Source organism: Paenibacillus terricola (assembly GCF_014779765.1).
Taxonomy (GTDB): domain Bacteria; phylum Bacillota; class Bacilli; order Paenibacillales; family Paenibacillaceae; genus Paenibacillus_T; species Paenibacillus_T terricola.
Genome location: NZ_JACXZA010000003.1, coordinates 448,551 through 472,655, shown reverse-complemented (window position 1 = coordinate 472,655; position 24,105 = coordinate 448,551). Strand labels below are relative to the sequence as shown.

The window sequence follows — 24,105 nt, the reverse complement described above, 5'->3', positions numbered from 1 at the left end:
AGGAGGGGAAATGAGCATTACCCGCAATGGCTTGCTATGCCTGCTACTACTGATCGGACTTGTAATTGCAGGATGTTCCAGCACGCAGACGGCTGCGCAGAATGACGAGATGGAACAATACGTTACTGCATTCAAGTCGGGATCTCAGCTTAGCAATACGTTCAGTGACAATCGAGTCGCCGGGATGAAGGGGATTAGTCAGAACGATCGGTTAGCCTTGTTCGTCGATGATCAGACGGGCATGATAGCTGTTCTGAATAAGCAATCGGGTGAGATTTGGTACAGCAACCCGGCGGAGAGAGACTCGGACTCGGCTGCGCAAGGCGTCAATAAAGCTCTTCTGTCCGCGCAGATGAACATCGAGTACTACAACAAATTCGGGCAATCGAACACGATTAATACGTTCACCGATAGCGTCTCATACAAGCAGGTCAAGTATGAATCGATCGACAAAGGCGTTAAGGTCACCTATGAGTTCGGTACGGCTAAGAAGTCGGCTGCTGATCTGCCCCTCAAGTTAAGCGCGGCACGCTTTAAGGAACTGTCCGATAAGCTGGATAAGACGGGCAAACGCGCATTGGGCATCGCGTACAAAGAAAATGCCGACAAAGGCACTTACGATCGCAATGACTCCGCGTTGAACGGGCTTCAGCTGGATCGTGCCTTTAAGGCGTTCGAGGATGCCGGCTATACCGAACAAGATCTAGAGAAGGATATGCAAGAGCTAGGCTTCACGCAAGACAAGGTCGTTCCGCGTATCTTCTTCGCATCCATCGAGTATACGCTGGATGGCGACAGCCTTGTCGTGAAAGTGCCGCAAGCGGATATCCATGCGCCTAGCGCCTATCCGATCGCGACGATCTCGCTGTTGAGCTTCTTCGGCGCAGGCGGGAAGGAAGAGCAAGGCTCGTTGTTCGTGCCGGACGGATCAGGCTCTCTCATTCATTTCAACAATGGTAAAACCCAATATCCGGCCTATCAGCAGCTCGTATATGGAGACGATCTGACGACGAAGACGGTCGAGGACGCGAACTACGAACAGGCTGTGCGGCTGCCGGTATTCGGCATTATTAAGAATCATGGTGCGCTTCTCGGGATAATTGAGGAAGGTGCGGCTGTTGCTGCAATCAACGCCGACATCAGCGGCAAGTTGAACAGCTATAACTATGTTTATCCTTCGTTCACTTTGACGAATAAAGGTCTGGTTACACTGACGGCGAACAACCAGGAGCGTACGCTGCCGCATTTTCAAGAGGATCCTCTGAAGACGGACTTTACAGTGCGGTATGCCTTCCTGAATGGAAGCGATGCCAGCTATCCAGCCATGGCGAAGTACTATCAGCAATATTTGGAGAAGCATGACGGGCTGCCGGCGAAGCAAACGGAGTCCAAGGTTGAAGACGTACCATTCTACATGCAGCTAGTCGGCAGCATTGCTAAGGATAAGCATTTCGTCGGCATTCCTTATACGTCGCTTGAGTCGCTTACGACCTTCAAGCAGGCGCAGGATATGATCAGTCAGGTGCAATCGAAGGAGATTGCCAACATTAAGGTCAAATATTCGGGATGGTTCAATGGCGGCCTCGACCATAAAGTACCGGATCATATTAAGGTTGATGGTGCAGTTGGCGGCAGCAAAGAGCTGAAGAATCTTATCTCTTTTGCACAGGCACATAACGTCACGTTGTTCCCGGATATCGCGGTACTGACGGCTAACACAGGGGCGGATTTCGATGAGAAATCGAACGCTTCCCGAAACTTGCGCGGCTTGGTCGCCGAGCTGTACCCGCTTGATATGGCGCTCAATCGCCGCGACCGCTCGAAGTCGCCGTCTTATGTCGTCTCGCCTCGCGTTGTTGGCGGTTATGTGGACGACATCTTGAAGGGGATGAAGGGCTACCAAACAGGTGGAATATCTCTACGAGACCTGGGCAGCCAATTGAACAGTGACTACCGGAAGCATGAGCAGGTTGATCGCGATGAGTCGGAGAACATCTCGACTTCTGCTTTGAATACGATTCGCCAGAGCGGAATGAACATCATGGCACAGGGCGGCAATGCCTATGCACTGCCATTCTTGTCCGATATTACGGACGCACCGATGTCTAACAGCAGCTTCAAGCTGGAGGATGAGGAAATTCCATTCTATCAGATGGTTATTCGCGGCTATATCAATTACACGGGCACACCGTACAACCTGACCTCTTATACGGATGAGCGGCAGTATATTCTGAAGTCGCTGGAATATGGTTCGGGCGTCTTCTTCGAGTGGATCTACGAGCCGAACTATAAGGTCAAGGATACGGATAACAATGACCTGTATGCAGTGAATTACAAGCTGTGGATGGATAAGGCCGCCGACATCTACCATGAGGTTAACGATGTGCTCAAGCACGTGGCTAATCAACCGATTACCTCGCACGAGAAGCTGAGCGAGGGCGTATACAAGACGGTATATGCGAACGGGGTATATGTCATTGTAAACTATAACAGCTCGCAAGTTCAGGTAGACGGCAAGCAATTGGAAGCGGAGAGCTATATGACGGGCGGTGTGCAATCTTGAAAACCATAATGAAACTCGACATGAAGCAACGGACTTATGCACAGCAGAAGTCGCTCTGGGGTTTTCTCTATGTGCTGCCTTGGCTGCTCGGATTTCTACTCTTCTTCCTTGTGCCCTTGATCACTTCGATACGGTATAGTCTGAGCACCATTGAAGCGAAATCGGACGGCATGAAGATTACGTTCATCGGTTTCGACAACTTTATCAATGCGCTAACCGTGAATACCAGCTTCAATCGCACGTTGACGGACTCGATCGTGAACATGGTGGTCAATGTGCCGCTCATCGTTATCTTCAGCCTTTTCTTGGCTGTATTGCTGAATCAGAAGTTCGTAGGCCGAGCGCTGGCAAGGTCGATCTTCTTCCTGCCGGTTATTCTGGCTTCCGGCGTTATCGCCAATCTTGAGATGAACAGCCTGGTACAAGAGATCGTACAGCAAAGTGCTTCTGGAGGTTCATCCAGCGGCATCGGGACGATCGAGATGGAACGTTTCATGCTGCAGGCCGGCGTAAGCGAGAATATCGTGTCGTATTTGACAGGAGCGGTCGATCGGATCTACACGATCGTCAGTCAATCGGGCGTGCAGATTCTAATCTTCCTGGCCGGCATTCAGACGATCTCTCCTCAGCTCTACGAGGCGTCCAAGATGGAAGGAGCGACCGGCTACGAGGCGTTCTGGAAAATCACGCTGCCGATGGTCAGTCCGCTTATTCTCGTCAACGTCATTTATACGATAATCGATTCGTTCTCAAGCAGTAAGATGACCGATCTGATTAAGACGACCGGCTTCAATAACTTTGATTTCGGATTAAGCTCTGCGATGGCTTGGCTGTATTTCATTAGCATCATGATTATTTTGTCGATCAGTACGTATATCATTTCGAAGAGAGTCTTCTACCAAGATTAGAGGGAGCGTGAGAGCGTTGATATTGGCCCGTTTAATGTCGATTGAATCGTGGAAGCGTGGGCTCTGGTCGATCGTTCGACTCGTGCTCATCACAGGGTTATCCTTCGTGATCCTGTACCCGATTCTGCAGAAGATCTCGACAGCCATTAAAGATAAGAGCGATCTGTATTCGCCGATCGTCATCTATGTTCCCGAGCATTACTCGTGGGATAATTTCAAGAAAGCCATCTCGATCATGGACTACTGGCATACGCTGCTGAACACGTTCTCGCTGTCGACGATGACGACGCTGCTGACCGCGGCATCCTGCGCGCTCGCCGGCTATGCCTTCGCTCGGTTGAAATTCAAAGGAAGCGGACTGCTGTTCTTCGGCGTTGTGCTGACGATTCTCGTCCCGCCAACGACGATACTCATTCCGATCTATATGAACTTGAAGGATTTCAACCTGTTAGGGCTTATTCCGCTGCTAACGGGAGGCAAGTCGATCAACCTGTTGGATTCGTATTGGCCGTTCGTTCTGACGTCCCTGACGGCAAGCTCGCTTAAGGCAGGCTTGTACATCTTCATCTTCCGGCAATTCTTCCGCGGCATTCCGAAGGAAGTAGAGGAAGCGGCTTATATCGATGGAGCGGGAGTGGGGACCACGTTCTGGCGGATCATGCTTCCGAATGCGATTCCGGCGATTGTGACCGTGCTGCTCTTCTCGTTCGTATGGCAGTGGAACGACAGCTTCTTCACCACTACTTATCTGACGAGCAGCAAAGTAATGTCGCTGCAATTATCATCGCTTCCGCATAATCTATCGATTATGTTGGAAGGCGGCGAAACAACAAACAAGGATCCATTCTATATGAGCATGGTGCAGGATACAGGCATTCTGCTTGCGATTCTGCCGCTTGTCATCATTTACTTGTTCGTACAGCGTTACTTCGTTGAAAGTATTGAACGCACAGGCATCGTTGGATAAAATTGGATTACGGGGAGCGCCTTGCTGGGGATGGCTATAACGCCTCCTCTAGCAGGCGCTTCTCGCAATAATTGATGCTTAGTTGGGGAAAGGATGGGTTCCATTGAACAATCCGATTGCACGGATGGGAATCATCATTGCAGCAATCGTTATTTCCGTATTTCTAGCGCTTCTATTATTTCTTAACCGAATGGACAATCACAGCAAGGATGTGAACGAGCCAGCGGTAGCTGCGTCAGAGCAGGCGGAAGATGCATCGAAGAAAGATGCAGCGGCAGCAGATGCTGCGAAGCCGACTGAAGATGCAACGGCTGCAGCGAAGGAAGAGAAAGATGTGACTGCAGCATCTGCAGAGCCACCGCCTGCGCCATCCGTCGAGATGGACATCCCGTCGCTCAAGGATGTGTTCAAGGATTATTTTCCGATAGGCGCAGCAATTGAACCTAATGAGACAACAGGTCTGCATGCGGATCTGCTCAAGAAACAGGTTAATTGGCTCGTAGCCGAGAACGCGATGAAGCCTGACGCGATTGAGCCTTCTGAAGGAAACTTCAATTGGACCAACGCGGACAAGCTTGTTGCATTCGCGAAGGAGAACGGCATGCAGCTTCGCTTCCATACGCTTGTCTGGCACAATCAAGTCGGGGCTTGGTTCTTCAAGGACGCTGACGGCAATCCGATGGCGGACGAGACCGACCCGAAGAAGCGGGAAGCGAACAAGAAGCTGCTGTTGAAGCGTCTCGACAACCATGTGCGTACCATTGTGTCGCGTTATAAGAACGATATTAAGTCGTGGGATGTCGTGAATGAAGTCATCGAACCCGGCGACCCGGACGGCATGCGTGCAAGCGACTGGTACAAAATCACGGGAACTGACTTCATCGAGACGGCGTTCCGGGCTGCACGCGCAGCTGGAGGTCCGGACATCAAGCTGTATATCAACGATTACGGTACGGACGATGTTACGAAACGCGACCGTCTGTATGATCTCGTGAAGTCAATGCTGGACAAAGGGGTTCCGATTGATGGCGTTGGTCATCAAACGCATATTAGCATTGCTGGGCCGCCCGTCTCTGCGATTATCGACTCCATGAAGAAGTTTGCCGAGCTTGGGCTCGATAACATTGTCACGGAGCTCGACATGAGCCTTTACGCATGGAATGACCGCTCCGACTATGGGGATGACATCCCAGCGAATATACTGAAAAATCAAGCTGACAAGTACCGCGAGCTGTTCGATGCCTTCAAGGCGAATAAGGACATCATAAGCGGAGTTATGTTCTGGGGCATTACAGACGCACATACTTGGCTAGATACGTTCCCTGTTACTCGGAAGGACGCTCCATTGTTGTTCGATCGACAGCTGCATGCGAAACAAGCATTTTGGGCGATTGTTGACCCTTCCAAATTACCGCAATAGTCCCTATAATAGGAGGACAAGATAGATACAGACGGCATAGGAGCAGTGCGTGCAGTGAAATCGCGCCTGCTCCTTTTGTTCGCCATAGGAGTGATAGGGAATGGAAGAGAAACTGCTTAATTTTTATTTGGAGCTTAAGGGACCTGAAGCAGGTGAATGGAATGCGTCGCCCGACAATCTGTATGCAGAGTGCATGACCCGCGTGTATGTAAGGAACGAGTTCGCGGTTACGGAGGGGATGCAGGTATGCAATGTTGGAATCGGCACCGGCGATTGGGATGATTATATTGGCTATTGGTTGAAAGGGAAAGGACGGCTGACGAGCGTTGATATCGATGCCGGCATCTGCGAGCTGTTTGCCTATAGGCAGAAGCGAGAGGGACACCCGAATCCGTCGGAGGTTGTGAACCGGAGCGTTTTCGATCCAGAGCTGCCTCAAGGCGCCTATGATCTTGTAACGTTAATTGGCTCTACCATCCAAGAAGCGGGACAGTTCGAGCAGTGTCTGGATGCTTGTCTACGACTGCTGAAGCCTGGCGGAAGTCTCATGTTCATGGCGAACTTGAAGCAATCGCCTGTCAGCAGGCTTGAGCATTATGTAGAAGATCGGGGCGCGATCATGGAGCAGTTGGAGAGGCATGAGACGTTCATGCGTTATCCGTTCCATATCTCAACGATTAGAAGGGGCTCGAAGAAATAATAGATAGAAACAATATTTAAACAGGTTGTTGGTGAAGGTATTGAGCGTTACACTCGTTGTTAACTGTCAAACAATCCCACAGGCAGGTTACTAGAACTAATCAGAGTGACTTTGAGAGCGTAGGGACTTTGCGCGGGGCGCAAAGTCCCTATGTCGTGCTCAAAGGTCCTGATGTAAGGAGGATTAGGCGAGTCGTGAACCAAGATCAATTACCACAGAACCTCCGAAACAAAGATAAGGATGAAGTGTTGTTCAGCGTGAGAACCGATTTGCTGTCAGACGGAAGTTTCGGCGAGCAATGGTTGACCGTAACCGCTCAGGAGGTCGCAGTCTGGGGACAAGAGGAGGCGCCTAATGTACGGCTTCCGATTGTCAAAGTGAAAGATGCAAGGGCGGCAGGAGCGATCGGCGGAGGCATGTTGGTAGCCGACACGCAGGATGGACCGGTAGTCGTGGCTCGTTATACGGCTGCGCAAACTTCGACGTTCTCGTTCGCAGCCAAGTTGATCAGTGCCCTTGCGAAGCAAGAGGAATTGCCGGTTGTATCGGAGCGCGACATCCCGCGCACTTGTCCGTCGTGCGGCAATCCGCTCCTGGACGGCACCAAGGTGTGCCCATTCTGTATGCAGAGCAGCAAGCTGGCCGCGCGTATGCTCCGTTATGCGAAGCCGTACAAAATGCAAATGGGCTTCGCGGCGCTGCTTCTCATCATGACGTCCGTCGTTGAATTGGCCCCGCCTTATCTGACGAAAGTCATCATTGATGATGTTCTGCAGACGAAGGACATGGGCTCGACCCTGCTGCTGCTTATTCTTGGTCTCGGCGTCACAATGCTGCTGCAATCCGCGATGCAAACCATTCGCGGTCTCATTGGCGTATGGGTCGGTTCGAAGTTAATGGGGGATCTGCGCAAAGATATCTACAAATCGCTCATGCGACTGTCGCTCTCTTACTTCGACCGGAGGCAGACGTCGCAATTCATTGGACGGGTTAACGGCGATGCCGAAGCGATGCGCCAGTTCATGACAGACGGCGTCACCTACCTGAGCGGCGAAGTGCTGCGCATTGTTGCAATCTTTATTATTATCTTTAGCTTGGATTGGAAGCTGTCGTTGTTCGCCCTGCTGCCTGTGCCGGTCATGGTCATCGTCTCGATGACGATCTGGCCGAAGATCGAGCGCCGCTGGTATCAGCAATGGCGCTCGACGTTTCGTTTGAACACGCTTGTCGGTGACGCGTTGCAAGGCATTCGCGTCGTCAAGGCTTTCGGCAGAGAACGCGAGGAAACGACACGTTACGAGGAGGCTAACGGTGTCGTTGTTCGGAACAATATCCGAATGGAGGGGCTATGGCAGTTCGTCTTTCCCATCTTCGGCTTTGTCGCCGGTATAGGGACGCTCCTGATCTGGTATTACGGCGGCCGTAATGTGCTTCATGACCGGATGCAGCTTGGCGAGCTGATGGCGCTGATTGCCTACCTCGGCATGTTGTTCGGCCCGCTTCAATGGATCAGTCAAATGATCAGTTGGGCGAACAGTGCGATGGCTTCCGCGCATCGGGTGTTCGAAATTATGGATACGCCTTCAGAAGTTCCGGATACGCATGATCCCGTTCCGCTTGGCGTCATTAAGGGTGATGTGAGCTTCGAACATGTAACGTATGGCTATGAGAAACATCATCCGGTTCTGAAGGATGTCAATTTGCAGGTGAAGGCGGGCGAAATGATCGGTCTCGTCGGTCATTCAGGGGCAGGCAAATCAACGTTCATCAACCTGATCTGCCGATTCTACGATTCAGACGAAGGAACGGTACGCATCGATGGCGTATCGATTCGCGATATTAGCCAATCCGATCTGCGCAGACAGGTCGGCGTCGTGCTGCAGGAGACGTTCCTGTTCGATGGAACGATCGCGGATAATATCGCTTACTCCAAGTCCGATGCTACACCAGAGGAAATTATGCGTGCAGCGAAGATCGCCAACGCGCACGACTTCATTGTCCGGCTGCCGGATGGCTACGATACGCGCGTCGGCGAGCGGGGACATAAGCTGTCCGGCGGCGAGAAGCAGCGTGTCGCGATCGCGCGTGCGATTATCCACGACCCGCGCATTCTCATTCTCGACGAAGCGACGGCTTCCGTCGATACGGAGACCGAGCGTCAGATTCAAGAGGCCATCTCGCGCCTCGTGCAAGGGCGGACGACATTCGCGATTGCCCATCGCTTGTCTACGCTTCGCAATGCCGATCGGCTCGTTGTGCTCGATCGCGGCAAAATCGTCGAAGTCGGCACGCATGAGGAGCTGCTGTCCAAGGAGGCAGGCGTGTATCGCAAGCTGGTCGATGCACAGCGGGAGCTGTCGCAGATTAAGGGGGTTGAAGGCTAATGGCGGATAAGTATGATATTCGAATGCTGTCGCCGGATGATGTTTACTTCAGCCGCGGCAACGGCGGTGTGCTGCAGGGCGTTGTCGATGGCCAGCCCTATGATGAGCTGATCATCTATCGAGCGTTTCCGTTTCGATATACCGATTCCTATATCTCGATAAGGAACGCAAAGGATGAGGAGCTTGGCATCGTGAAAGAGATTCACGAGCTGAACGAGGAAAGCGCGGAGGAGCTGACGAAGGAGCTGCAATTCCGTTATTTCCTTCCGCGAGTGACGCGCGTGGACAGCGTCAAATTCAAATCCGACCTGTGGCTGTGGGAGCTGCAAACCCATCTCGGTCCTACCCGCATGGCCATGAGGAACCTGCATGAGCATCTTCAATATCCCGGCGGAGGCCGCGTCATCCTGACCGATATGCATGGCAAGCGATGCGAGATTCCGGATTGGCAGGCGCTCGATGCGCACAGCCGGCGACAGTTGGAGGAAGTGCTGTAGCGAAGAAGGTTTCTTGTAGGATTTGTAATCGTAGAATTAGATAATCGTAGGATTGGGAAGTTCGAGCTCCAGCTAATAATGCATAGAAATCAATAAAGTAATTATCTAGGAGCAGTCTGCCGCCGCGGCAACTGCTCCTTTTATTTGTTAAGCTAACGGGCAGGATTGCGTAGTTAAAATAGATATGAGGTATAATCGGATTGTGGTAATATCCACCTATAATATTGCAATAGAGGTGATTTTTATATGACCATCATCTGCCTAGAAGGCACCAGTGCAGTCGGCAAGTCTACAACTTGTAAGGCATTCGCTGAGATATATGATGCATATGTTGTAGAAGAAACCCAGGTCCTTTTCGGACAAACAAATTTAAATGGTATTGAACTTGTGAAATGGTTCCTTGAATGTCAAATAAAAAGATGGCAAATCGCGTTGGAGAAGAGCAAGGAACATGAATTTATATTACTGGATGGGGATGTATTTAAGCTTTGGTATGATTGGGTTTATGGGTTTGACGAAAAATTGTTTGAATATGAAGCAGAGTTTTTCCGTGAAAAGATTTTTTTAAATGAAATATCCTTTCCACATTGCTACATCGTCTTATGGAACGATGAATCAGAACTTAGAAAACGGAAAGAGTCGGATAAAACAAGAAGTAGAAGTGGATTCGAAAAACACCTCAAGCTTGTAGAACCTCAGATTAAATATTTCCAGGCACTTAACTCCATAGTACCCAACTTTGCGGGAATATTTAAGGCAGAGTCGATAGAAGGAAACTTACTCAATATTAGAAGTCAGATTATAAATTCGCCAGGTGTATCACCTGATATGACTCTCAAAATGTTTGATTTTATGATTAATTTCTTAAGGACAACGCCCCCTTAAACATTAAGCTATCGGGAAACGATACGTGAATAACGCAGCCTGTCAATCTAGCAGGCTGTTCAACGAACGGGCAGATTAGCGGAATGAGTTCGAAACAATGCTGTGAAGCGTATTGAATTTTTAAGTCCAGAGTCGGTATGTGGGGGAGAGAATGTTAATTAAACGGCTTCTTATTGCTGTCTCAATATGCATGGTATTGTTGGTTGTTTTAACGATTTTCACATATTCTCAGTTTAAGGAAAACCAAAGAGAAAACCAAAGATATGAGCGTTACATTTCAGCAAAAATTGCTCAATCATTATCAAATTTATTGACTGCCGTTTTGATTAGCGATGAGACCCTTCATAAAGTCATGGAAAGTGGCGAGAAAGAAATGTTACCTGGTCAAGCGACCACTCTATGTTACGATTTTAAATCGATCGGCACGGAATATCAGGAATTACTTCAGACATCACAATCTTTAAAAAAGGTGAATTACATACAAACGAACAATATAACAGCAAACACAGCTCAGGATATTCATTTTTTTCTGTCTAGGCAGTTGATCGGAAATGGAGTTCTCGGGGATTGCACACCAGCGAAGTCAACAATCACGCTTAATGAGGAGCAATTCGACAAAATAAAAGGCATCTATGAGATTAGCAAACAATGGTCTGTGATTGCCAAGAATATAGTGCCCGGATCAACGCATAACGGTGACGAAAATGTCAATTGGGACCTCGTCGTTAACGATAAAGTGTGGGTGCAGTTAATTGAAGAATATTCAGCTTACGCCAATGACTCGGGGATGACGGGAATCAATCAATTTTTCAACTAACAGGTAACTATAGCTCAATCCAGACATGACGGCAGCCGGCCAACGATCAGCTGCCGTTTTTTCAACTAACGGGCAGTTTAGCGCAACTTTAGTCTATAAGATACGTCATAATAAACAGGATTGATTATGACGGATTTAAAGGAAATTGGATGGTAAAAATGGAGGCTCAACCTAAGCGCGATTTTTTTGAAAGGTTTTTTGGGGCTGGTTGTAAAAGATGGATCGTATCGTTCAGCTTGATTGTGATCATCATTGGTGTAGCTTGGATCATTTATGTAAAGTACCCCCGTACCATTGATTTAGAGCTGGCAGGCGTTAAGTATCAATTAGGTTCTGAAGGGGCGAAATTAGGGGTTGAACCTGCAACTGTTGTTATTAATGGCAAGGTGCATACAAGCTTAAAAGGAGAGCGTGTATTTAAGGGGTTGATTCAGATTGTAGGTGAACAAATTCCAGTGCCTCAGGATCAACGTACGGTGGAAATTCATTTCGTCAATAACGGCTGGGGTTTGATATCGTACCCTTATTTTATTTATGACAAACGCGGAGTTACTATTGGTTCCGACATATATCAGTCACATTCCATATTCGCAAACAAAGACTTCAGTCAAGTCACGTTACTTCTTAAAACGTCTGATCAACAGCCCGATTCTAAAGATGGAGATCCTCAAACCGTATGGAACTCTGAGAATGGAATGATGTTATCTGCCCCTGCATCTACGCGTGAAGAAGCCTTGGCACTATCCAATAAGCTAATGCGTGGATTCTTGAAACCAGATGGGAAACCGTTACAATAACTTGCCCATTATATGACTAAGCTAACGGGAAACGATAGCTTAAATTGAAGCACGAAGGCAGCTGGTCTATACGATCGACTGCTTTTTTCATTAAGCTATCGGGCAGGATGCTTACAATTTGTGTTGAAATGAGTGTAATGGTTTTACGATTGAATTAACGGCAGGTGTAAAGGTGGAGATATGTCAAACGATATTGAGATATTAGACCAAAATATTGACGAGGAGTCTCTAAAAACTTATTTATCAATAAAGCTTGTTCGATTAATCACAATTGGAAGAGTAGAAGCTACTTTCAACGGTGCAGAAGGAGACATCTTTGACGAACTATTAGATTTTGGATTTAAAAAGATTGGTGATATTGATCAGATAATAAAAGATGACCCTTTAAAATTTACTGCTGATACAGTTAATACTAACTTTGTTGGTTATTTAAGAGACATGATGTATGTAGACGTAGATAAATACTTTAATTTTGTTTGGGATGAACAATGGGATGGATATGATGAAAAATCATTAAAATGGTTACAGGATGCTGGGGTTAATATAATGCATTATATTACAAAACATAAACTCTCTGTCGTTCCAAATAGATGATTGCACTAAGGGGAACGTTACTTCAATAAAACAGCGGCAGTCTAGGACTATTGTGGTCCAAGGCTGCCGCTGTTTCTATTATCAATGAGATGCACCCTTCTTACGGAAGTCCCGCGGCGTACACCCTGCGATCTGTCGGAATTGCCGGGTGAAATGCTCAACATTCTTGTACCCGCACTGTGCAGCAATATCGGCAATACGGAGCGGTCCGTAGATAAGCTTCTCCTTGGCCAATCGGATCCGGCTCTGGATGACATCATCCATGCAAGAAATACCGAAGGTCGATTTGTACAAGGCCTGCAGATAGCCTGTACTGAGATGAACATGCTCTGCCATTGCGGCAACCGACCATTCCGCGCCGGGATTGTGATAGATCGACTTCCGAAGGTCAAGCAGCACTTGATAATGCGGCGTTCGCTCCTTCGACTGGTAGGCTTCATGCAGTTTGTTGAATAAAACGCGCAGCAAATAATCGATCGACAGTTCTCGATAATCGTAGTTGAAATAATTCTCGGCCGCCAACAGATGAAACAGCTCATGGCAGTATTCAGGATCCGTCAGCGGAATCGGAACGCCGAGCGGCAGTGTCGTCTCCGTCACATAGGACTCGGAGGAATCGAACCGTATCCAATCGTTCACATACGTATCGGTGCAGGCGCGGTAATAGATTTTCTGATGGGGCGGATATAAGACGGCGTGATTGGCGGGATACTCCCGAATCTCTCCCTCCACCCAGAATACGGCAGGGGTTTGCGTCGTAATGAGCAGCCAGAAATCATGGCCTTCCGGTATATCGTATACAAAATCTTCGGAGTGATCGGACCCATAGCCGACATAATAGATGGTGGTCATATGTCATTCCCCAATCATAGAATAGATCAATTTTCTATCATCATAGATCATTGTGAGGCGGATGCCGCTAGTCTATAATTTCTATGTAAAATATACGATAATCCGCGAAGTCATCTTGTATTTGTATTAGAAAATATCAAAAAAAAGGTGATCTATTCCCTATGATAACAGAAATGAAAAACGATCGTAACTATGTTCTATGCTATACACGTGAACCTCAAGAAGACATCATCTACGCGAACAAGCTCGCGTACAGCATGCATCTTGCTTACAGTGCAGACGGAGAGCGCTACGAAGCGCTGAATCATAACAGCGGCGTCTTATTCGCGAAGGCGACAGACAACGAGAACGGTACGATGAATGCGAAGAGCTTGAAGAGTCCTTACCTATTCCAATTAGCGGATGGTAAATTCGGCGTTGTTGCTATACGCACTGAACATGATGGACAGCCGGACGAGCAAAGCAAAGGCTCCGTTCTATTGTTTACGTCCGCCGATCTGCTGCAATATAACGAGGTTGGTCTGATTGACCTGAAGGGCGATACCTATGTTAAGGATGTTGCGTGCTTGTACGATGCGACAAGTGGTACGTATATCATTCACTGGACGGACGAGAACGGCAACAGCTACCGTAATGTGTTAGCGGATCTGTTCAGCCTGTCAGGCGCATCGGCTCCGGAACAAGCGGAAGCGCTTGCACACGATTCCGTGTCTGCGAGCATTGAAGGAATCGTTCCGCGCAATGCAATCAGCGTCTCGGCAGAGATCGGGCAACGTCTGGTATGCCGGCTGACGGTTCCTACGAATGTAGCGATGAAGGTGCCGGAGCAAGTAACGGCAGCATCGGCAGAAGAGCTGAATGCTATTCGTGCAACGGCTGTGTACAGTGACGGCACAACAGCAGCTAAGTCAATAAAGTGGCAGGCGGCCGAGGTGAATTGGAACGTACCAGGTACATACCGTGTTTCGGGGACCGTTCACCAAGACCGTTACTCGTTCCCAACGATGGAGCACCGTGCCGATCCTAACATTGCGAAGTGGAACGGGAAGTACTACTTCATCGCTACGAATGATGCGGATCATAACCAGACGCTGTACATTAGGGTGTCGGATTCGATCTCGGGTCTCGTGCATGCCGAGGAGTCGCTTATTCTTGATACGAAGACATATAATCCTATCAAAGGACTTCTGTGGGCGCCGGAGCTTCATACGATCGAAGGCAGCCTATACATTTTCCATGCGGCAACGACAGGTGAGTTCTTCTATGAAGAGAGTCACGTCATGAAGCTGCGCGAGGGTGGCAACCCAACTGTTGCTGCGGATTGGTCCGAGCCGATGCGCGTCGTGAAGCAAGACGGCTCATACTTGTGCGAGGCAGGCAAGGTGATCTCGCTTGATATGACCGTCATTCAGTTGAATGGCGAGTGTTATGCAGCTTGGTCCGAGCGTCAGTTCCTGCCTGTCGATATTGGGGCGTGGATCTATATTGCGAAGCTTGATCCGAAGGAGCCATGGCGCCTTATTAGTGATCCGGTACTTTTGTCGAAGCCGGATTACGGCTGGGCCAATAATCATACATTTGTTGACGAGGGACCGTTCGCGATTATTCGGGATAACAAGCTTTTCTTGACGTTTTCTAGTGCGGCCGTAGATGCGACTTATTGTGTCGGGCTGCTGACAGTCGATACGAATGTAGATCTTCTGGACCCGAGGAGCTGGACGAAAGGCAACTACCCTCTCCTCACGTCGAGAAGCGTTCCGGGAGAGTTCGGAACCGGACATAATTCCTATGTGACGGATGAAGACGGCGTTCTATGGAACGTGTACCACGGCAGACCAGGCGTTGAAGCGCCGCGCTGCTCGGGACTGCGCCGCGTCCATTTTGACATAGACGGATATCCTGTGCTTGATCTGACGGAAGACAAAGACTTGAATCCGGCGCTGACGGCGGTCACGATTGAAGTCGTTGTGAAGTAACACGTGCATGATGCGATTGATCGCGTGACAAGCAGAAATATAACTTTCATGGAAGTCATAAAGGAGAGAACTTGCTATGCATCCAAATCCGATTATTTGGGCCGACTATCCCGATCTTGATGTGATCCGGGTGGACGACACGTATTATATGGTTAGCACGACGATGCACATGATGCCGGGCGGCGTCATTCTGCGCTCATATGATCTTATGAATTGGGAAGTTGCGACTCACATGTATGATGTGCTCGAAGATACGCCGGGCCAGCGTCTCGAGAACGGCAAGTCGATCTACAGCCAAGGCATGTGGGCGGCGTCGATTCGCTATCATAAGGGGCAGTTCTACGTCATCTTCGTTGCGAACGATACACATAAGACGTACCTGTACACTGCAACTGACATTGAAGGTCCGTGGAAGAGACAGTATATTGAGGGCTTCTACCACGACTGCTCGCTTCTGTTCGACGACGACGATCGCGTGTATCTGATCTACGGCAACGCGGATATCCATCTGACGGAGTTGAAGGCAGACCTATCAGGTCCTAAGAAGGATGGCCTGAACCGCATTATTGTGCGGGAGAAGGACAAGTATTACCTCGGTTATGAAGGTGCGCATTTGTACAAAATCAACGGCAAATACTACGCCTTCTTTATTCATATCACACCAGCGACTAACGGTCGCCGTACGCAAGCCTGCTATGTTGCGGATTCGCTGGACGGAGAGTGGACAGGCGGCGAAGTGTTCAACGATGATATGGGTTACTTCAATGCAGGCGTCGCGCAAGGCGGCATCGTCGATACGCCGGATGGCGATTGGTATGCGATGTTGTTCCAGGATCACGGCGCGGTTGGCCGTATTCCAGTGCTCGTTCCGCTCCAGTTCGAGAACGATTGGCCAGTCTTTGCGAAGGAAGCGCCGAGATCGCTCGACATTCCGAGCACGCGTCCAGGCTATGAGTATAAGCCGCTAGTTGGCAGCGACGATTTCTGCTATGAGCCGGATGCTGAAGGCAAAGTTCGTTTGAAGGATTTCTGGCAGTGGAATCATATTCCGAATCATTCGCTCTGGTCGGTGGCGGACGGGTCATACCGCATTCAATCGGGCCAGCTCAGCCCGAATCTGACGTATGCGGTTAACACGTTGACGCAGCGCTCCATGGGTCCTGCGTGCGAAGCAATGGTAACGCTCGACGGCAGCGAGCTGAAGGATGGCGACTATGCCGGAATTTGCTTCCTGATCAGCATGTATGGCTTGATCGCGCTGACGAAGGAAGCGGGTCAGACGTATCTGGTCATGCTGGCGAGAGACAGCGAAGACCGAACGATCTTCGGCAATCTGGTGGACAGCGTTCCGGGAACGGAGTATGCTCGCATACCGGTTAGCGGAGATAAGGTGACGCTGAAGGCGCACGGTGATTTTGTAAACAACAATGATGTCTGCACGTTCTACTATGGGGATGGCGAGGAATGGAAGCAGTTGGGCATTAATCATAAAATGCTGTACAAGCTCGACCATTTCATGGGCTGCCGCATCGGCTTGTTCCTGTTCTCGACAAAAGAGATCGGCGGGGCGGCATCGTTCTCCAGCTTCGAATATAAAGTGTTGGGTTAGTTAAAATGCAGAGCAGCTGATTATTTCAGCTGCTCTGTGTCATGTTGTCAGTGCGCATCACCTTCTGCGTAAGCGGCATCCAGTAGTTCAGGATTATGCCCCCAAGACAAACGGTGAGAACGGTCCCGATTCCGATTGGTCCACTAGCTAGTAGTGCGGCGATTAAGAATACGAGATAAATGATGGTTCGTGCAACGACTAAATTAAGCCTTGTTTTCTTGCGCAGAACGAGTGTAAGTCGATCGATAGGAATCGGGGCGAAGTTCGCGTGCAAGTAGATGGATGTACCGGCGCCGATAATGAGCATGCCTAGGCCGAAACAAATGAATTTATTAACTATCAATTCAGGCTCGACCAGATGATTCAATAAGAATAGCCATACATCGATCCCGATGCCTGTAATGAAGGCAGTTGCCAGCCCTAGTACTTCTGGCCGCCGTCCAGCTAGACAAGCGTTACAGCCGATCAGGATGATGGCAATGAGCACTTCCCAACTTCCGACCGTAAGTCCGACACTTGAGGATAGGCCGACTAACAGAGCATCGAAAGGCGACACGCCAAGATCGGCTTGTATCGTTAGTGCAATGCCAAAGGTTAGAATGAGAATGCCGCAGATGAAGAGGACGAAGGTTGATGCGCGGTGCGTCTGCATTATTTTGTATCAGCGAGGTCCTTCGTCATCAAGACATGAGGGATCCCATCCTCTATAAATATTTCTGACGCAGCCTGATAGCCAAGCTTCTCGTAGAAACCTTGGGCCTGCGTTTGTCCGTGCAATTTGACCCTCTGAAGTCCTCGCGCGACTGCAATTTCCTCTAATGATGCGATAATCTTCTTCCCTATACCAAACTTACGATAAGGCTCCAGTAAACAAATTCGCTCTAATTTGCCGATCCCTTCGACGGTACGCATTCTCCCTGTTCCGACAGGCTTCCCATCGTAATAAGCGAGAACATGTTCACATGGTCCCTGCAGCGTATCGTATTGATCATATTCATCAGCAAGCGGGACCCCTTGTTCCTCGACGAATACGTTCTTTCTTATTGCGAATGCAGCTTCAAGCGCTTCCGGTGAAGTAATTCTTGTTGAGTTCATATGCTTTCAATCCTTCCAGGCTTTATTTCTTCGTGAAAACCGTCATAATGAGTAACAGCACTACATTTAGTATAGGGTAAAATGTTGCAAGTGCAACAAAAATATATATCGCTGGCAGGTGGGAATATGAGGGAAATCCTTCGTGAGGTTGGCATGATCGCAAGGGCATTGGATTCCATAAGCAATATCGAGTTCAAGGAAATCGATCTGACGAAAGGCCAGTATTTATATTTGGTACGCATCTATGAGAACCCGGGCATTATTCAGGAGAAGCTTGCCGAAATGATAAAGGTAGACCGAACAACAGCGGCCCGCGCAATTCAGAAGCTCGAAATGCAAGGGTTTATTGAAAAAAGAGACGATGAAATAAATAAGAAGATTAAAAGGCTCTATACAACGGATAAAGGTGCGCAAGCTTACCCTATCCTGAAGCGAGAAGGCGATCATTCGAACGCGGTTGCGTTGGCTGGATTATCCGAAGCGGAAGCGGAGACACTGCATCAGCTCTTGCAGCGAGTACGCAAGAATGTTGAGGTCGACTGGGAGTATGTGAAGAAGGGGAACAAGCGGGAATACTGATAGGCATAATGAAGGGCATCCCAACTTGATTGTTGGGATGCCCTTTCTTATGCATGCTATTCCACAACGATTCGATCGCCCGTGCTGGCTGGCTGCGAGATGACAAGAAATTCAACCGGTTCATCGGAGTTGTTGAACATCTGATGCGGGACGAGCGGCGGGATTTCGACACCTTCCTGAGCGTTTAGGACAATCGCTTCGCCATTCAACTCCATCGTTGCCGTTCCGGACAGGATGAAGAAGAATTGTTGAGCTTTCTCGTGGTAATGTCTTACTTCCGATGTGCGAGGAGGCATTTGTTCATGGATCACGCTCAAATTCGGATTTTTCACCAAACGCCATCCGTCACAATTATCGCCCCATATGTAGTGTTCGGCTGAATGTTTGCTCGTTTTCATCATGAATCATTCCTTTCTAACGTCTTGTCCAAGTATAACCTCTAGGTGTTGTAACATAAACGCCAATTCCATTCGTTCCGCAATGCCTTGCAGAGAAAGAGGATAATTGATTGGTATCGAAGTTGAATTATTGGTATCGCTTTCATTTCTATAAGTTGGTAGCATAACCTTGTAATCTATTTCAATTACTATTAGGAGGTATGGTGTTATGTTACGTAAAAAAGTCGGGATTTCGGCAATCGCATCATTGTTATTGGCAATCGTTCTTGTTTCATCAGCGTCAGCAGCTTGGGTATTCAATGAGCCGATGAGTTGGTTCAATTCAGCGACATGGCAGAAGGCAGACGGGTATTCCAACGGAAATATGTTTAACTGCACTTGGAGAGCGAATAACGTGAATTTTACAAGCTCAGGCCAACTGGAATTGAAAATCACAAGCCCATCCTACAATAAGTTTGATTGTGCGGAGTATCGGTCCACGAATAAGTATGGTTTCGGCAAGTATGAGGTTAATATGAAGCCAGCCAAGAATACGGGCATCGTCTCTTCCTTCTTTACGTACACAGGCCCAAGCGACGGAACGCAGTGGGATGAAATCGACATCGAGTTCCTCGGCAAAGATACGACGAAGGTTCAATTTAACTACTACACCAACGGTGTCGGAGGACATGAGAAAATTGTAAATCTCGGCTTCGACGCTTCGCAAGGGTATCACACGTATGCATTCGACTGGCAGTCCGGCTACATCAAATGGTACGTGGACGGTGTATTGAAGCATACCGCTACATCCAATATCCCGCAGACGCCAGGCAAAATCATGATGAATTTGTGGAACGGAACCGGGGTAGATGCATGGCTCGGAAGCTACAACGGGAACAATCCGCTGTATGCGTATTATGACTGGGTGAAATATACGAGCAACTAATCGAACGAACGAAGCTTCAAATAACAAAGACCGAGCCTGCAGAATCGAGATTGATTCTGCAGGCTCGGTCTTTGTTTTCTATTCGGATTTAAAAGTAAAGCGATTCAATGACTCTCTTAGTTCAAGAGCCAAACCATTCAACTGCGAGGACAACAGATTCAAATCATTGCTCACCTGCGATTGCTGTATGCTCAATGAAGCCACTTGCTTCGATGAGGCGGAGGTTTGTTCGGACACTGCGCTTACAGATGTCATCGCGCTGAATAAATCGCTTTGCGAAACGGTTAGCTGCGACACAGACTGTCGAACATCGTTCAATTGAATGACGAAAGTCGCGATTTCGGTGTGCAGTCGACTAAAAACTTCTTTGGAATGGTCGATCGCATGCAGCTGCTTCTGGAATAACGGATATAAGCCGTTAAGAGAACCTACGGTATGCTCGGTGTCCGTTTGAATGGATGCAATGACGCTCTCTACATCTTCAAGCGAATGCTTGGACTGAAGGGACAGCTTTCGAATCTCCTCCGCAATGACCATGAATCCTTTGCCTGCCGAGCCTGCTCGATTAGCTTCAATGGAAGCATTGAGGGCAAGCAGATTCGTTTGCTTCGTCATTTCGCCAAGAATCCTCAGTACTTTAACAATGCTGCCCGCACCGCTCTTTAATTGATTAACGTCGAGGATTAATTGCTTCGTTACGTTCTCGACATCGCTTGTTTGGTCATAGAGCATCATCATATAATCTTGACCTTGTCGATTAACGTTCTGCAAGATAGAGGCGGTTGATTCCATCTGCTCGTTATAAGCGATCACTGCCCTCAATCGTTCTTCATTCTGGATCGTCAGTTGGTGTCCATACTCGGCGTCTTCGGCAAGTCTATCGGCTCCAACAGCCATTTCATTCATGGTAAGAGCGATTTCGTCAGCGGAATTGGAGGTTCTTATCGAAGAATCAATAAGTCTCTGCGCGGTTTGGAGGAGGGCATCCGACGATGTATGTGTTTGCTGAACAAGGAAGCTGATATGCTCCATCATTCGGTCGAAGCTTCGTCCAAGATCTCCGATTTCATCCATCCTTTGCATATTGGAGCGCACCATGAGATTGCCTCGCTCGCCTTCGGTCATTAATCGTCCGATCTGTGCGAGAGGCAAGCCAATGCTTCTGCGTATGAACAGGCCAATCAGAATGCATCCAATAGCGCCAAGGACAAGCGCTGCGATGATCGATAACTGCTGCATCTCGCTAACCTCCTTCAGCAATTGGGAGGTAGGTGCAGATCCGATAATAAACCACTCAGGTCCGGACAGGAAGGAGAACACGTTTAATTGCTTCATGCCTTCTCGTGTATTGGAGAAAGAGCCTTCTGTCAGGTCCGAGCTGCCGACACTAGCAGCAGGAGGCAGGAGATTTGTATCCGTTGTACCAATCTGCTCAGTCATCATCGCGTATATGACCGTTCCGTTCTTATCGATAATGGCAGTTTGACCTGATGGACCAATCTCAATGCCTTCAATCGATTTGGATAGATTGTTGGAGGAGAGCTCGATAATAAGCGTGCCAAGCGGCTTCTTGCTGATAGGGCTATTCAGTTGTTTGCCTAGTGCATAGATCGGCTCCTCTTGATAGAGGCTTATCAAAGGCTCTTGTCGCGTAGGAAGCCATACAGGCTGTCCGTCCTTCTCCGCGATTTTCTTATACCATTCAAGTTCGGAAATCTCATTGCGTTTCTCGGTAGACGGGTTAATGAATATTGGGTTAAGCGTATTCTGATGCAAGGTCGTTATGATGGGATGCTCTTGAGCCGGTAGCATGCTGATCGATAGGATATTCGGATCCATCTGGGTGTATCCTTGCATGACCTCAATGATCTTTGAATTCGCTATATTCTCCTCCATGGAGTCCTGCTGGGCGGCATTATAATGAGACAATAAATTCAATAGGTCTTGATTATGCTGAAGATCATTCGCAATCGTTAGATATCCATCTAACAATTGTTCAACGTATCGACTCGCGATGGTTATCGTCTGCGAAGACGATTCGGCAACCTTCTCTTCATAAGCGGATCTGTAGGTGTAGAAGTTTATAGTGGATAAAATACCTACAATAAGGACAACCGTCACCAACAAGGAGACGGTTAATTTCATATGGATAGATTTTATTCGAAAACGGTTGCCTTCAGGACGGTTTCTCCTGTGATACTCTTTCGCTTGCATGCTAACACCCTCCCAGATTGAACAAGCTTTAAAGTAAGGATAAGGGTGAACAGGGGGATGATCGATAACTCGAAATTAACTTTTATACGAATTTATTGACATCTTTCGAATTCCATTACGTTATGGTGCTATATTCTTGGTCTGCTTATTTTTATTTCATAGTTCATTGAGTATGATAGCAGTATAACGAAGCTAAGGGTGAAGCTTGTGCAGATTACAATATTCAAATGGAAGTTGAAAATTACCCTGTTCATTAAGCTAGTCGTGCTGCTTGTCGTGTTTCAAGTCATCATCATCACGCTTAATGGAAATTCTCATCGGGTGAGCGTTCAAGTCATTGAACAGGATATACAAACCTCCTATTATAATCAATTGCGTTTCTTCATGTCGCAGGTAGAAAACCAAGTCGATCAATTGGCAGTCAATGTGTTGGAATTGGAAGAGGACCCGACGATAAAACAGTATATCAATTCGTCGATCATGGAGGATTTATTCGATGCCAATAAGCTGAGATTGAATGTCCTTCAAAAGATCAAGCTGCAAAGCGCTTCCACGAATTGGCCGATCGATATATCCATTTATTCAAGAGCTAGAGAAGAAGTCATTTCCACAAGAGCGGATGTTCGTTACGACGATTCTATCGGAGAGCTGGCCAAGGAGAAGCAAGGGAAAAGCATATGGAGATATAAGAAGCTGGAAGGGCAAAGCTCGGGATATTTCTATACGGTCCGATTAGAAGGGCAATATTTGATCGAAGCCGAATTCGCCGATACTTATATTCGAAATATGCTGGACAATTACGAGCAAGACTCGAAACGTACCACGTTCTTGTACCACCCTTCCATCGGGTTCATTGGGGCTAACGGGGATGACCCGTCGTACTATAACCTGCTGCGCACAGAGCGGATGCCAGCGCTAGGCAGCCATATTACGGAGATCGATAAACAGCCTATCCTTGTAAGCGCTGTACGAACGGAGAGCTTGGACTGGTATCTGATCGATTATATCCCATTATCAGAGGTCGTCATGCCGATCCAGGAAAGTCGCAATTTCTTTGTCCTCGGCACTGTGACGCTGTTGTTCCTTGGCATTATGATTGCGTTGTTTGCATACCGGCAAGTGCAATTTCCGATGAATCAGCTTGTTCAAAGTATACGAGATATTCGGATCGGCAACTATTCCTCGCGATTGAACGCGAACCGTAAGGATGAATTCGAAGACGTGTTCACGGGGTTTAACGGCATGGCCGAACGAATCCAAGTACTGATCGAGACGGTGTATGAGGAGAAGCTGCGGACGAAGGAAGCGGAACTTAAGCAATTGCAGTCGCAGATCAATCCGCATTTTCTGTATAACTGTTTGTTCTACATTAAGAATATGGCGAAGATGGGCGCCGAGGAAGAAGTGGTCGCTATGGCGCTTAACCTGGGCGAATATTATCGTTATACGACAAGGCTGGAGAATCCGATGGCAACATTGGCGGAAGAGCTGCAGCTGGTTCGAAATTACTTGACCATTCAATCCATGCGTGCCAAGCGGTTTCAATATGAGATTCAGATGGAAGAGGGGCTGCTTTCGCTTCTAATACCACGACTGTTGCTCCAGCCTCTCGTAGAGAATGCAATTATTCATGGACTCGCTCCCAAGGAGGAGGGCGGCATTATTCGGATATCGGGCCATTATATTCCCGAGGGGTTTGTCCTTCGAATCGAGGATGGCGGAGTTGGATTGGACGATGTCCGATTGGAGAAGCTGTGCGCGAAGATGAACCTGCCGCTGACAGATGAATCGGGATGCGGAACTTGGAATACGCATCAACGGGTTAAGAACATATTCAAAGAAGGCTCGGGATTGGAATTTGAACAATCCGAATTAGGCGGACTTCGGGTTACGATTGTCTGCATTACACAACTAGAGGAGTGATA

21 protein-coding genes are annotated in these 24,105 nt (G+C 48.3%); 16 read left to right on the top strand and 5 right to left on the bottom strand.

Features of this window, described 5'->3' with window-relative positions; all coding sequences use genetic code 11:
- Positions 1-10: 10 nt before the first annotated feature.
- The 11 genes from H8B09_RS14205 (at position 11) to H8B09_RS14155 (ending at position 12,532) form a co-directional block, all read left to right on the top strand.
- Complete coding sequence (locus H8B09_RS14205; protein ID WP_191204174.1) at positions 11-2,563, top strand: DUF5696 domain-containing protein; 2,553 nt, start codon at positions 11-13, stop codon at positions 2,561-2,563.
- Complete coding sequence (locus H8B09_RS14200; RefSeq protein ID WP_191204173.1) at positions 2,560-3,471, top strand: carbohydrate ABC transporter permease; 912 nt, start codon at positions 2,560-2,562, stop codon at positions 3,469-3,471. The genes H8B09_RS14205 and H8B09_RS14200 overlap by 4 nt, the downstream gene beginning before the upstream one ends.
- A gap of 34 nt (positions 3,472-3,505) precedes the next feature.
- The gene (locus tag H8B09_RS14195) at positions 3,506-4,438 is read left to right on the top strand and encodes a carbohydrate ABC transporter permease (RefSeq protein WP_397376076.1); all 933 of its coding nucleotides are present in this window, start codon (positions 3,506-3,508) and stop codon (positions 4,436-4,438) included.
- 103 nt (positions 4,439-4,541) lie between these two features.
- Positions 4,542-5,858 (top strand): glycoside hydrolase family 10 protein, encoded by a 1,317-nt coding sequence (locus H8B09_RS14190; RefSeq protein WP_224753596.1) that lies wholly within the window; start codon positions 4,542-4,544, stop codon positions 5,856-5,858.
- 100 nt (positions 5,859-5,958) lie between these two features.
- Positions 5,959-6,558: a class I SAM-dependent methyltransferase gene (locus H8B09_RS14185; protein WP_191204171.1), complete on the top strand. Its 600-nt coding sequence runs from the start codon at positions 5,959-5,961 to the stop codon at positions 6,556-6,558.
- 194 nt (positions 6,559-6,752) lie between these two features.
- The gene (locus tag H8B09_RS14180; protein WP_318152620.1) at positions 6,753-8,942 is read left to right on the top strand and encodes an ABC transporter ATP-binding protein; all 2,190 of its coding nucleotides are present in this window, start codon (positions 6,753-6,755) and stop codon (positions 8,940-8,942) included.
- On the top strand, positions 8,942-9,439 hold the full coding sequence (locus H8B09_RS14175) for a DUF1854 domain-containing protein (RefSeq protein ID WP_191204170.1): 498 nt from the start codon (positions 8,942-8,944) through the stop codon (positions 9,437-9,439). The genes H8B09_RS14180 and H8B09_RS14175 overlap by 1 nt, the downstream gene beginning before the upstream one ends.
- A 246-nt stretch (positions 9,440-9,685) precedes the next feature.
- Positions 9,686-10,324: a DEAD/DEAH box helicase family protein gene (locus H8B09_RS14170; RefSeq protein ID WP_191204169.1), complete on the top strand. Its 639-nt coding sequence runs from the start codon at positions 9,686-9,688 to the stop codon at positions 10,322-10,324.
- A gap of 151 nt (positions 10,325-10,475) precedes the next feature.
- Positions 10,476-11,141 (top strand): hypothetical protein, encoded by a 666-nt coding sequence (locus tag H8B09_RS14165; protein ID WP_224753595.1) that lies wholly within the window; start codon positions 10,476-10,478, stop codon positions 11,139-11,141.
- A gap of 149 nt (positions 11,142-11,290) precedes the next feature.
- Positions 11,291-11,938: a hypothetical protein gene (locus H8B09_RS14160; RefSeq protein WP_191204167.1), complete on the top strand. Its 648-nt coding sequence runs from the start codon at positions 11,291-11,293 to the stop codon at positions 11,936-11,938.
- A 180-nt stretch (positions 11,939-12,118) separates the two neighbouring features.
- Positions 12,119-12,532, top strand: a complete 414-nt coding sequence (locus H8B09_RS14155) for a hypothetical protein (RefSeq protein ID WP_191204166.1) — start codon at positions 12,119-12,121, stop codon at positions 12,530-12,532.
- An 81-nt stretch (positions 12,533-12,613) separates the two neighbouring features.
- Here the strand turns inward: H8B09_RS14155 and H8B09_RS14150 are convergent, their stop codons facing one another.
- On the bottom strand, positions 12,614-13,384 hold the full coding sequence (locus tag H8B09_RS14150) for a helix-turn-helix domain-containing protein (protein WP_191204165.1): 771 nt from the start codon (positions 13,382-13,384) through the stop codon (positions 12,614-12,616).
- Positions 13,385-13,545: 161 nt separating this feature from the next.
- Between H8B09_RS14150 and H8B09_RS14145 the strand changes: the two genes are divergently transcribed.
- Positions 13,546-15,360 carry a family 43 glycosylhydrolase gene (locus H8B09_RS14145; protein ID WP_191204164.1) on the top strand — a complete coding sequence of 605 codons (1,815 nt, stop codon included), beginning with the start codon at positions 13,546-13,548 and terminating at the stop codon, positions 15,358-15,360.
- A 76-nt stretch (positions 15,361-15,436) separates the two neighbouring features.
- Entirely contained in the window at positions 15,437-16,969 is a 1,533-nt protein-coding gene (locus H8B09_RS14140; protein WP_191204163.1) for a glycoside hydrolase family 43 protein, read from the top strand.
- A 25-nt stretch (positions 16,970-16,994) separates the two neighbouring features.
- On the opposite strand, the gene H8B09_RS14135 is transcribed toward H8B09_RS14140, so the two are convergent.
- A complete protein-coding gene (locus H8B09_RS14135) occupies positions 16,995-17,621 on the bottom strand; it encodes a YczE/YyaS/YitT family protein (protein WP_191204162.1) in 627 nt (208 codons plus the stop codon).
- The gene (locus H8B09_RS14130) at positions 17,621-18,064 is read right to left on the bottom strand and encodes a GNAT family N-acetyltransferase (RefSeq protein WP_191204161.1); all 444 of its coding nucleotides are present in this window, start codon (positions 18,062-18,064) and stop codon (positions 17,621-17,623) included. The genes H8B09_RS14135 and H8B09_RS14130 overlap by 1 nt, the downstream gene beginning before the upstream one ends.
- Before the next feature lie 126 nt (positions 18,065-18,190).
- Here H8B09_RS14130 and H8B09_RS14125 point away from each other — a divergent pair, with 126 nt between their 5' ends.
- On the top strand, positions 18,191-18,643 hold the full coding sequence (locus H8B09_RS14125) for a MarR family winged helix-turn-helix transcriptional regulator (RefSeq protein ID WP_191204160.1): 453 nt from the start codon (positions 18,191-18,193) through the stop codon (positions 18,641-18,643).
- A 56-nt stretch (positions 18,644-18,699) separates the two neighbouring features.
- Here H8B09_RS14125 and H8B09_RS14120 read toward each other — a convergent pair whose 3' ends face one another.
- Positions 18,700-19,041 carry a cupin domain-containing protein gene (locus H8B09_RS14120; RefSeq protein WP_191204159.1) on the bottom strand — a complete coding sequence of 114 codons (342 nt, stop codon included), beginning with the start codon at positions 19,039-19,041 and terminating at the stop codon, positions 18,700-18,702.
- A 208-nt stretch (positions 19,042-19,249) separates the two neighbouring features.
- On the opposite strand from H8B09_RS14120, the gene bglS reads away from it, so the two are divergent.
- Positions 19,250-19,966, top strand: coding sequence for a beta-glucanase (gene bglS, locus H8B09_RS14115; RefSeq protein ID WP_191204158.1), 717 nt, complete (start codon positions 19,250-19,252; stop codon positions 19,964-19,966).
- Between the two features lie 78 nt (positions 19,967-20,044).
- Here the strand turns inward: bglS and H8B09_RS14110 are convergent, their stop codons facing one another.
- Positions 20,045-22,180 (bottom strand): methyl-accepting chemotaxis protein, encoded by a 2,136-nt coding sequence (locus H8B09_RS14110; protein WP_191204157.1) that lies wholly within the window; start codon positions 22,178-22,180, stop codon positions 20,045-20,047.
- 207 nt (positions 22,181-22,387) lie between these two features.
- On the opposite strand from H8B09_RS14110, the gene H8B09_RS31030 reads away from it, so the two are divergent.
- Positions 22,388-24,103 carry a sensor histidine kinase gene (locus H8B09_RS31030; protein ID WP_318152619.1) on the top strand — a complete coding sequence of 572 codons (1,716 nt, stop codon included), beginning with the start codon at positions 22,388-22,390 and terminating at the stop codon, positions 24,101-24,103.
- Positions 24,104-24,105 lie beyond the last annotated feature (2 nt).